The sequence below is a fragment of the Massilia sp. NBRC 108631 genome (assembly GCF_059704565.1).
Window position 1 is genome coordinate 38,427 of sequence record NZ_BAAKJE010000265.1, and the last position, 11,458, is coordinate 49,884.

The following is an 11,458-nucleotide window of genomic DNA, read 5'->3' on the forward strand; positions in this document are numbered from 1 at the left end:
TAATGACAATAGTTTGAATCGCTGCGCGCGGATAGAATGCGGACATCCATCAAACACCTTGTCCAATGCAAAAAATTCTCCTGACATGCTGCGTAGCCGGCGGCGCCGTGCTGTATCCCGATAGCGCCGCCCTGGCGCAATCCGCGCCTCCATCCCAGCCTGCCGCCACGCCCGAAGTGGTGGTGAAGGGCGCTCCGCCCAAGAAAGAACCGAAACCGCTGGAGAAATCCACGGAAACCGGCGCGCCGCTGCCGTCGGTGACGGTGGCTGCCGAGCGCCCCACCAACCGCATCGACCGCCAGGTGTACGACGTGAAGTCCGACGTCAGCAGCACCAACGGCACGGCGGCCGATGCGCTGAACAGCGTGCCGTCGGTCGCGGTCGACCCGGACGGTTCCGTCACCCTGCGCGGCAGCAGCAATGTGCAGATCCTGGTGGACGGCAAGCCGTCGGCCATGATGCAGGGCGATAACCGTGGCGCCACCCTGAACGCGATGGCGGCCGACGATATCGAGTCGGTCGAGGTGATCAACAATCCCGGCGCGCAGTTCGGCAACGAAGGCGGCGGCGGTCCCATCCTGAACCTGGTGATGCGCCGCAACCGCAAACCGGGCGGCTTTGCCACCGTCAACGCCAACGCCGGCAAGGACGGGCGCTACAACAGCGCCGTGTCCGGCAGCTACAACGAGGGCGCCTGGGGCTACCAGGGCGGCATCAACGTGCGCCACGACGGCCGCGATTCCACCGGCGCCACCGTGCGCGACCGGATCAACCGCGCCACCGGTGCCGTCGAGCACAGCACGCAGAATTCCACCAGCAAGGGATTGAACGACTCGGTCGGCCTGAACGGTACCGTCAGTTATAACCTCGGCGCGAAGGACACGCTGACCGCCAGCGCCAACTACACTGCACGCGGCAACGACCAGAAGTCCAGCGAGCATTATATGACCGGCAACGTGACCGGCAACGGCACGGCCACCGTCAGCGACTACCTGCGCACTACGCAGCGCCAGGGCGACAGCAAGAGCTACAGCTGGGGCGCGCGCTGGGACCACAAGGGCGAGGCGCCCGGCGAAAGCATGAAGACGGATCTGCGCGTGTCGTCGTCCGACAACGACAGCGACACCGACTACAGCAACGCCTACACTGTGCGTCCGTTCAACGCGCCAGCCGACCGCAGCCGGCTGTCCAGCGATACCAGCAACCGCGTGGTCGACCTGACCGGGGACTATGAGCGCAATATCGCCGGCGGCACGGCCAAGCTGGGCTACAAGGTGGCCAACACCAAGAGCAGCTTCGATACGCTGTTCGCGGACATCAACACCGCCACCCTGGCGGAAACGGTGAATCCTTCGCGCACCAACCGCTTCAACCTGGACGAAACCACGATTGCGCTGTACGGTTCCTACCAGATGCGGCTGAACGAACGCTGGGGCGCGCTGGCCGGCCTGCGCGCCGAGCATACCGACATGGATATCGAACAGATCACCAGCGGTATCGAGGCGAAGCACAGCTACATCAACTACATTCCCAGCTTCTTCGCCACCTATAAAGTGAGCGACACGGCCAATATGCGCTTCAGCTACGCGCACCGCATCCGCCGTCCGATGGCCAACGACCTGAATCCCTACGTGGTGTACCGCGATGAGTTCAACGTTTCATCCGGCAACCCGATGCTGAACCCGGCCAAGACCGATTCCTTCGAGGTCGGCTATGAAACCAGGTTCGGCACGCTGGAGACCAATCTGCGGGCCTATTACCGCGACGAGACCGACACCATCGTCGAGCGCAGCACCTTCATCAGCCCGACCGTGCTGCTGACCACGCGCGAAAACGGCGGCGCCAGCCATTCCAGCGGCCTGGAGTTCACCTTGAGCGGCAAGCTGACCCCGTCGCTGACCCTGAACACCAGCGGCAACCTGGCGCGCAGCGAGCTGACCTCGCGCGACCTGAGCGGCGCCGACATCACCCGCAACGCCACGTCGCTGAGCGGCCGTGCGCGCTTGAACTACCAGTTCGACAGCGCCACGCAGCTGCAGGCCATGCTGCAGATGCAGGGCAAGACGCTGACCGGCCAGGGCTACCGCGAGCCGAACCGCACGCTGAACCTGAGCCTGCGCCACGCGCTGACCCCGCAGCTCAACCTGGTGATGAACGTGACCGACGTGCTCGACAAGAACAAGATGGCCACCGTCATCGATACGCCGCTGCTGAAGGAAAGCACGATACGGCGCTTTGACGGGCGAGTGTTCTACGTCGGCCTGTCGTACCGCATTGGCGGTGCAGGAGGCGGCGCCGAGTCGCGCGGCGAACAACAGTTCCAGGGCCCGCGCCAGAGGCCGGGCGCGGGCGGTCCGCCGCGCGGCGAGGGGGGCGGACCGGGCTTCTGACACTGCGCCGCAGCGTGCTGATATGCTAATATCCAAGCTTTAGACCAGCACGCGCGGCACTATGGAAACTGTAGCAATTCCGGGGATTTTTCAGCTGGACCGGTCGAGGAACGCCACGGTGCAAGTGTTTGAACATTTGCGTGAGCTGATCGTCACGCTGGCGCTGGAGCCGGGGGCGGTGCTGCCCCGCAACGAGCTGACCCGTTACTTCAATCTTTCCGCCACGCCGATCCGCGACGCCTTGACGCGCCTTGGAGACGAAGGGCTGGTGGACATCTTCCCACAGCACATTACGCGCGTGCGCAGCGTGGACCTGGCGTCGGCGCGGCAAGCGCATTTCCTGCGCCTGTCGGTGGAGCTGGAGATGGTGCGGATGCTGGCCGAGAAGCCCGATCCCGCTCTTGAACGGACCCTGGTGCAGCTGGTGGAGCAGCAGCGCGCCTGCCTGGAAACGGGCGACTTGAAAAACTTCACGCGCGTCGATCTGGCCTTTCACCAGCGGCTCTATGAAGCGGCGCAGCTGGAACAGCTGTGGACCGTGATGCGTAGCAGCAGTGGCAACCTGGACCGGTTGCGCCGGCTGCACCTGCCGCTGAACGGCAAGGCGCAATCGATCCTGGAAGAGCACAGCGCGATTGCGCGCGCCATCGGCGCCGGCGACCCGGATGCGGCGCAGCGGTGCGTGCGCCAGCACCTGTCCGGCACGCTGTCGGAAATCGAGCAGCTGAAGCTCCAGTATCCGAGCTTCATGCTGCCGAATCCTTGACGCCCGCGGGCTGCGTGCTTCGCACTAATCCGTCCTGTGGGCCTCGCATTGCGGCGCAATCCGCTACGGCCGTTCGTAGAACTCCGCCTCCACGATGGACAGCACGCCTTTCGGCGTCTGGTTCGCACCTGTATCCGCGATCGCCTGGTTCGCCACTTCTGTCAGCTTGATGGCATTGCTCTCGTCGGCCACGCCGTTCAGGGCGATGCGCACCGTTTGCCCACTGTTGGCCGCCAGCGGCAGCGTCACATAGCCCAGTCCTTTGGGAGTCAAGCCATCGTAGACCTGCTTGCCATCCACTTCGACTTGGAGCGGATAGCTGCGCTCGCGCCAGCCGGCCAGTTTCAGCACCACTTCGCTGAGCTTGGCCGTGCGCGCCAGCTTGAAGGTAATGCTGCCTTCGCCCGGCATGCTGGACCACTTGGTGGTTTCGTCGTCGTCCACCGCAAGGGCCCCGTCCGCCGCATTGCTGGCCGCCTCGACTGAGGCCACTGCCACCGGCACGCGCGACACCTGGAAGGACGGCGTGGCCGGGGTCGGGCCGCGCTGCAAGTTCAGCGGCAAGCCATCCGCGGGGAATTGTACCGACAGGCCGTCCTTCACCTGCACCGGCTTCGACACCAGCGTCAGCTCGGCCGCAGCCAGCCCCGGGGATTTGGCGCGCAGCACGATCTTGCCGGCCTGCGTAGCGCTGCGCAGCAGCACGCGATTCACGCCGCCTTCCACCGGCAAGGTGCGCGACAGGATAAGGTTGCCCGGACCCTGCGCAATGCCGCCGCGCCATTCCGCCGGCCCCTGCAGCTCGAACTCGACGGTGTTCAGCGCCACCGGATTGCGCCGGCCCTTGGCGTCCACCACGTCCACCTGCACCAGCGCCAGGTCGGCGCCGTCGGCCTGCAGGCCTTTGGGCGAGGCGATGGACGTCAGGCGCAGCCTGGCGGGTGCGCCGGCCGTGGCCAGCACGGACTCGCAGATCGCCTTGCCCTTGGCGTCGTAGCCGACCGCCTTCAGCTGGCCCGGCTGCCAGGCCACACCGTCGAAGGTGAACAGGAAGCGCTCGCTCTGCCGCGCCTGGCCCAGCTTTTTACCGTTGAGGAACAGCTCCACGCGCTCGGCGCTGGAGACCACGGTCACCGGCTTGACCGTGCCCGGAGCGTAGTTCCAGTGGCCGATGATGTGGGCGCGCGGTTTCTCCACGTCCACCCAGCCGTCCCACATCACCTGGTGCGCGTAGAAGCCGTCCTTGGGAATGCGCATGGCGTCCACCTCGCCGCTGCGGCGGTAATTGTTGGCGCCGCGATGGTGGGTGTTGGAGTCGGAGAAGATGATGTTCACGCCGCCGCTCGACACGCGCGTGCCGGTGCCCGGACGCTGCTCCCAGTAGTCATACCAGCGCTTCACGTTCTCGATGGCGTGCGAGTCCTGGTTGTGGTTGTAGGTGGGCGCAGGCTGGCCCTTGTGCGGCGGGCCGTCGCCGTTCTTGTGGAAGGGTGCGCTGAACTCGTCCCAGTAGATGCGGGCGCCTTCATCGCGCGAATACTCCATGGCCCACATCGGGATGCGTGCGCTCTTGTTAATGTAGAGCATTTCGCCGCCATACTCGGCCACCTGCTGCAGCCTGGTGCTGAGCATTTCGCGGCTGCCCGAGGCGCGCCCGCCGTGCGGATCGAACCGGTCGCGCAGGGCCTTCATTTCCCGCATATGCGCTTCGCTGACGCCACGGTTGCCGCTCTCGTAGAACACAATGGACGGGTTGTTGCGGTTGTAGACGATGGAGTCGCGCATGGCCTCGATGCGCTGTTCCCAGCGGCGGCCGGTCACGTCCGCCTCCGAGTCGCCCGGCGGCATGGCCTGCATCATGCCCACGCGGTCCAGCGACTCGGTGTCCTGCTTCCACGGCGAGATGTGCATCCAGCGTATCAGGTTGGCGTTGCTGGCCACGGCCAGGCCGTTGCTGTAGTCGCTCAGCCAGGCCGGCACCGACATGCCGACGGCGGGCCATTCGTTGGAGGTGCGCTGGGCATAGCCCTTCATCTGGATCACGCGGTCGTTCAGCTTGACCATGCCGTTGCCGAACTCGGTCTTGCGGAAGCCGGTGCGGGTGGTCACGCTGTCGACCGCCTTGCCGTCCACTTTCAGGGTGGTCACCACGTCGTACAGATAGCCAAAGCCCCAGCTCCAGAAGTTCAGGCCCTGGACTGCGGCGCTGGCCTTGACCATGGCGGTCGCTCCTGGCGCCACGGTCTGGGCCGGCGAGGCGAACTGCGCCACCTGCTTGCCGTCGCGGTCCTTGATGCGGACCTCGTAAATGAAGCTGCGCGCCTCTGGATACTCGTTGCGCACCTCGGACTCGGCGGCGATGGTGGCGCGGCGGCCTGGAATGTCGAACTCGCGCGCGTAGACGTAGACCCCGGTGGTGCCCAGCGTGGAATACAGCGGTAAGGTCTGGTACAGCTTGTCCGTCACGTGCAGCCGCACGTTCTTCGGCAAGCCGCCATAGTTCGCGTTGAAATTCCTGTCGGACCACTGGTAGCGCTGGTTGGTGGCTTTCTCGCGGTAGTCCCAGCTGTTGTCGGTGCGTACCGCCACCACGTTGTCGCCGGCCTGGAGCGCCGGGGTGATGTCGAAGCCGAAGGCGTTGATGCCGTTCTCGTGCAGGCCCATACGCTTGCCGTTCACGTACACCTCTGCCGCCTGGCGCGCGCCCTCGAACTCCAGGAAGACCTTCTGGCCTGCGGCGGTGGCGGGCAGGGTGAAGTGCTTGCGGTACCAGGCAACGCCGGTGGTGTGGTCCACAATGTCCTTGCTGAAAGCGTCGTCCTCGTTCCATGCACGCGGCAGGGTGACGGCCTGCCACGCGCTGTCGTCGAACGCTTGCTGGGCGGCGTCCGCCGGATCGGCCACCGCCAGGCGCCAGCCGGGGTTGAAATTGTAGGTCTGGCGTTCGGCGTGGGCGGGCAGCATCAGGCCGGCGGCGGTCAGGGCGGCGGCCAGGCGGAGCAGGGGCAGGCTATGGAGCGGCGTAGGGCGTGGTTTCATGGTGGGGCGGATAGGGTTTCAGGGAGTGGTCCGCATAGCGGCGGGTGCAGGTTTGCCGTAATACCTGGGCGCGCCGTCGAAGACGATTTCGATGCGGTCCAGGATGAAGCCGGGGTCCAGGGCGTGGACAGTCAGCGTGTGGGCGCCGGGCGGCAAGTCGCCCAATTGGATGGTGCGCACCGCAGTGTTGGTCAGCACGTTGTTCTTCCACTCGTCGCTGCGGCCGTGGGTGGTGAAGTCCAGCGCGGCGGGGGGCTGGCTATCCAGGCTGAGGGCGATGCGCAGCTTGTTGGCCGAGGTGAGCGGATGCACCGGCACGGCGACGACTTTGAGTTGCGCCGCGCCCTTGGTGTGGCTGTGGAAGCGGTAGAGCAGGGTGGGTACGGCGCCGGCGGCAGCCGCTGCCAGGTCGCGCGTAGGCATGTCCAGGTCTGAACGCATACTGGAGCCGAAGCTGCCCAGATCGATTGCCGACCAGCCGGCAGTGACCGCGCCTGTTGCGGCGGGCAGCGTGATGATGCGTTCGTGCTCCGTCGCCACGCCGTCTGCGGCGCCGGACGCCCATTGCAGCTTTGCCTGCAAGTGCGCATCGCCGCAGGTGAAGCGCAGCGCCGAAACTTTGCCGCCGCCACCGTCGTAGCGCACATCGACCCGCTGTTCGTAGCCGTTGGCCTCATTGAGCGCTCCTTTGCTTGCCGACAGGCTCATCCCGTCAGGCACGGAGACCGCAGACCATGGCTGCGGCTGCGCGCCGTACTGGACCAGGGTGATGGTCTTGGTCTCGGCCCGTCCACGCGTAAAGGCCAGTGTGCCGCCTTGTGCCGACAGCGGCGTCGGATAGGCGAGCGCGCAGCCGCTGCGGCCGGCTGGCCCATACGCCGGAAACGCGGGCGCGTCAAATACCGGCAGGCGGCGCGGCGCGGCGTCCATCATTCCGCGCCACTTGCCGCCGCCAAGGGCGTTGTAGCGCGCCGTGTCGGCCACGATCGCCGCCTGCGCCGCTTCCGCCTGGCGCGCATATAACTGCGCAGCCGGCCGGCCCATGCGCGCGTACTGCGCCGCCAGGTCCAGCTTGAGAATCCGCGCATTCAGGTTGGCGCTGGAGCGCACCGGGTACAGCACCAGCTGGAAGTACGCTTCCTGACTGGACTGGGGCAACGCCGCACCCACGGCTTGCGCACGCAACACCAGCGCCTGATAGCGCGCCAACCGCTGCTCGGCCTCCTCGCCGCCCGACTGCAGATAGTCGCTCTGGCGCGTGGGAGTAGTGGGCTCGGTCTGGCTGAACCCCATGAATTCCGGGCGGCGCTCCCATGCCAGGTCGTAGAAGTCCTGCATGATGGACGCGATGGCAGGAGCCTGCGCGGCGCCGAACTGTCCGCCGAACCAATCCTGCATGTGTACTTTGGCGCCACGTTCCAGCAGGCGCCGGTCGAACGCCAGGTCAAGGAAGTACTGCGTGAGATACTCCCCTGGCTTGATGTCGCCCACGTTTACCACCCAGACCCTGGCGGCGCCGGTGCTGGCCGCGCGCTGCAGCTGGTCGCGGATCAGGCCGGGATGCGTGGTGCCCAGCCACAGATAGTCGTGCGGTCGGCCCCAGTAAGAGATGTGATAGTACAGTCCGGCGCCGCCGCTGCGGGTGGCTTCGGCCGGCGTGCTGAGCTGGTGCAGATAGCCGTAGTTATCATCCGGCCAGACCAGCGTCATGTCGTCCGGCACCTTCAGGCCGCTGTTGTATATGTCCAGCACTTCCTTGTACAACGTGAGCGCCTGAGGGATTTGCGGCAATGGCTGCGTCAGCGCCTTGGACAGCATGTTGCGCTGCATGTCGATGACGGCCGCCACGCCGCCGCGTGCCTCCTCCAGCGTGCTCGCTCCTTCCATGGCCGAATCGTGCACACCACGGATGCCCATGGAATAGAAATTCTCGTACGCCTTCACGTCATCCACACGTTGCTGCCAGTAGTGCGCGAGGGCATCTCGGTTGGTGAAGAAATTGAAGGCGCCGTCGCTCTTTTTCCACTCGCGCACGTTGTTGCGCATCATCGGCTCCGCGTGCGAAGTGCCAACAACGATCGCGTAGTCGTGCGCCGTCTGCGCATTGCCCGGCATCTGGTAGAACGGCTTGGTGGAATCGTGCATCGCCGGCCAGATCAGATTGGCCTTCAGGCGCCACAGCAGCTCGTAGATGCGGGCATAGGCAGCCGGGCCAATGTCACCGCTTGGGTCATATGTCCTGGCGGCCCAGGGCTGCAAGCCCCAGTCCTCGTCGTTCAGGAACACGCCCCGGTACTGTACCGAGGGCCGGTCGGAGACAATGCGCCCGGCCCGCACTTCGGCCACGGGGCGCTGCGCGGGTTTCACATCTGCCCACCACTCCCAGGCCGACACGCCAAGTTCGCGGCTCAAATCCACCGTGCCGTACACAGCGCCGCGCGCATCCGAACCCGCGATGACCAGCAACTGTGTGCCCGGCTTGGTGCGCGAGGGCTGGCTGATGCGGATATAGCGTTCCCACTCGCCCTTCAGGGCTGAGAAGTCCAGGTGCTCGCGCTGGGCGAGCTCGCGCAGAAGTGGGCTGTCATGGCGGCCTATTACCACGCAGACCCGCGTGCAGTCGTCCAGACGGCTGGGTGCCAGGCTACGCGGAACTTTGCCGCTGACCGATTGCAGGTCGCGCCGCAGCAGGCCGGCGGCCAGATTCATGGTGGCGTTGTCTTCGGCCAGCACGTCGGCCACGCCCTCGGGACCGGCCAGGCGGACACTGGCGGCGTGAGAGAATGGTGCGCCCAGCAACATGCCGCACAGCAGAGGGGCCAGTTTGGATTTCAGTGTCAGCATGGAGAGGCCGGAAAGTGAAGGCGCTGAAATATTAGCATGGCAGATGCGTGGCCCCGCCGCCGCAACTGCTCACGCGGATGACTATTTCATCCGCGCAAATCCGCTACCCAGAGGTGGGAGGATTCTGCTTGTCCTAGCAGCAGCCCAGGTTGCCTTCTTAAATCACGGATATTGGGTACCGTGACTTACCAAGGCAACGGTCGCTTCCCCCATAGGGTGGCGAATACGCTCGGCCATATTGAGGAACACATTTTTGACCCCGCCAGTGGCGCAAGAATTTCAGTTACCGGACCCAATGGTCTTACTACAAGCTGGGCTGTAGACGGGTTCGGTAGCGTGACGAAGGAGACGCGTGCAGATGGCAATTCGACCAGGTTCTTCATTAAGCAGTGTTCTGTGACGCTCTGCCCGGAGAAGCCCGACGCATCCTCCTTACAAATCGTTGAGCAGTTTCATGGCAATGCGCGTACACGACAAGCTACAGCGGCTATACACGGGTTGTTACCAACCCGGAGAAGCTGCCGAACGGACTACAGCAGAGCCGAACGGAGAAGCGTGACGTTATTGGCCAGTTGCGCGAAGTCACGGACGCAGCTGGAGGCAAGGTTTCGTACGAGTATGACGCGTTTGGCAATCTGCGAAAGACGACAGACCCAAGCGGCAACGAGATCGTTGTGACATATGACGATCTCGGCCGCAAGATACGGTTGAAAGACCCGGATCTAGGCGAGATCAAGTACGAACTTGACCCCTTGGGCCAGTTGTTAGCCCAAACCAGCCCTGAGCAGGCCAAGGCACTGCAAAAGACGACATTTGAGTATGATGCATTGGGCCGCATGACTGCGCGTTACGAGCCAGACCTGAACAGCTACTGGGTCTACGACACGGCCGAGTATGGGATTGGTAAATTAGCGGAAGCGTACACAGGGAAGCCTGATCGTAAAGACTACCGGCGTGTGCATGAGATGCTCGACCAACTCGATTTGGTCCACATGAACGGACGCGTGTATGATCCCTTTGTAGCCCAGTTCCTGTCGGGAGATCTGCTTATTGCCGATCCAAGCAATGGCCAGAACTACAATCGCTATAGCTATGTGCTGAACAATCCTACTAACCTGGTGGACCCAACTGGCTTTGCTGCAGAGGGTGAGGAGACCCCAGCACCGCCTCAGGTCGTCGTCGAAGGGGAGTCGGATAAAACCAAGTCTGGCTTTAGCCTGGGGTCTTTCCGCTACGGAATTTCCACTGTGATTTTCGATGGTGCCAAGGCAGGTGAACTCGCAGCGATTGCGACAGTTTCAGGCTACTTCGGTTCGCGGGTTGGTGGGCTGCCACCAACCGTGCGACTGGGATCGGCAAGCAGTGGTGGCTACGTTGGCGCGAAGGCCGCAGCTCCGACGGCCGGCGCAGAACTGGGACAAACCAATTTTGGTGAGATCGCGACGCAGGTTGTTCGGCGGGCGATGGCCGACTTCGCGGACAACAACAGAGGTCAGTTTGGTTTCTGGGGTTGGGCAGCTGAGAAGGCAGACAACTACTTCGAGCGTCCAAATACTGATTCCGCTGAAGGTAAGTCTGCGGGAGTTGTGCTTATCGGACTCGGTGTGCTTGCACCCGGTGGAGGAAAAGGAAAGACGGCAGAGGAAATTGCGGCACTTGCAAAAGGGGAGTCCGCTATCCTAAAGATCAATCCCAAGAATTTGGTTCCTGATCAGGCCCCTGGTGACCTTACTGGTTCTTTGGTTAAACGCTATGAAAAAGCTATGAAAGCAAATGGCTATGGCGATTTCCCGCCTATTACTGGCGTCGTGCGGCCTGACGGCAGGGTTGTAATTTCAGATGGGCATCACCGAGCTCAGGCGGCAATTCGGGCTGGCCTTGCCGAAGTTCCGGTTGAAGTCTATAAGCCATAAGGAGCCAAACGTGGGAAATCCATATGTAGCCGCCTTCTTCTTGCCAATTTCCGCTACAAAGTGGTTATCGGAGATTGGTTGGGAATTTGAATCACCTGAGCGATTGCCGGAGGAATTGATTTCAGTACTCGAATCTGAGCTTGGGGCGGTTCATGCGGAGCAGCGATCGGACGTTGACGTGTACCTGGCCGAAGGTCTTAAAGCCACTGTTATCCGTGATCCCGACGGACAAATTGAGCACATATATTTTCAGCTACGCTCGAAAACTGCAGCAGATCTTCGTTCGGCGCTTGATGCGTTGGGGCGTCGCGATGTAGTGCTATTTGTACCAAGTGAGGAGCGGGTTTAGTTACCTGTGGCTGGTACAAAGCGGTCGATATTGCCGACCACCACCGCAATGGCGGCCGCTTTCATCCTTGCTGATTGAACCGGACCGGGATTTTGAGAGGCCCCGTGGTTTGAGTCAGGCCGAGACGGCTTGACCCGAAAGTTGACGATAGTAATTC

Annotated in this window: 6 protein-coding genes; 4 read left to right on the forward strand and 2 right to left on the reverse strand. The window is 63.4% G+C overall.

Annotated elements, in window-relative coordinates; translation table 11 throughout:
• The first annotated feature begins 65 nt into the window (after positions 1–65).
• Positions 66–2,390 (forward strand): TonB-dependent receptor domain-containing protein, encoded by a 2,325-nt coding sequence (locus AC6H42_RS29125; RefSeq protein ID WP_497549543.1) that lies wholly within the window; start codon positions 66–68, stop codon positions 2,388–2,390.
• Between the two features lie 118 nt (positions 2,391–2,508).
• Positions 2,509–3,156 carry a GntR family transcriptional regulator gene (locus AC6H42_RS29130; RefSeq protein ID WP_307188288.1) on the forward strand — a complete coding sequence of 216 codons (648 nt, stop codon included), beginning with the start codon at positions 2,509–2,511 and terminating at the stop codon, positions 3,154–3,156.
• A 63-nt stretch (positions 3,157–3,219) separates the two neighbouring features.
• Here the strand turns inward: AC6H42_RS29130 and AC6H42_RS29135 are convergent, their stop codons facing one another.
• A complete protein-coding gene (locus AC6H42_RS29135) occupies positions 3,220–6,195 on the reverse strand; it encodes a glycoside hydrolase family 2 protein (RefSeq protein WP_497549544.1) in 2,976 nt (991 codons plus the stop codon).
• An 18-nt stretch (positions 6,196–6,213) separates the two neighbouring features.
• Positions 6,214–9,039 carry a glycosyl hydrolase 115 family protein gene (locus AC6H42_RS29140; protein ID WP_497549545.1) on the reverse strand — a complete coding sequence of 942 codons (2,826 nt, stop codon included), beginning with the start codon at positions 9,037–9,039 and terminating at the stop codon, positions 6,214–6,216.
• Between the two features lie 518 nt (positions 9,040–9,557).
• On the opposite strand from AC6H42_RS29140, the gene AC6H42_RS29145 reads away from it, so the two are divergent.
• Positions 9,558–10,952: an RHS repeat-associated core domain-containing protein gene (locus AC6H42_RS29145; RefSeq protein WP_497549548.1), complete on the forward strand. Its 1,395-nt coding sequence runs from the start codon at positions 9,558–9,560 to the stop codon at positions 10,950–10,952.
• A gap of 10 nt (positions 10,953–10,962) precedes the next feature.
• A complete protein-coding gene (locus AC6H42_RS29150; RefSeq protein ID WP_497549546.1) occupies positions 10,963–11,301 on the forward strand; it encodes a hypothetical protein in 339 nt (112 codons plus the stop codon).
• Positions 11,302–11,458 lie beyond the last annotated feature (157 nt).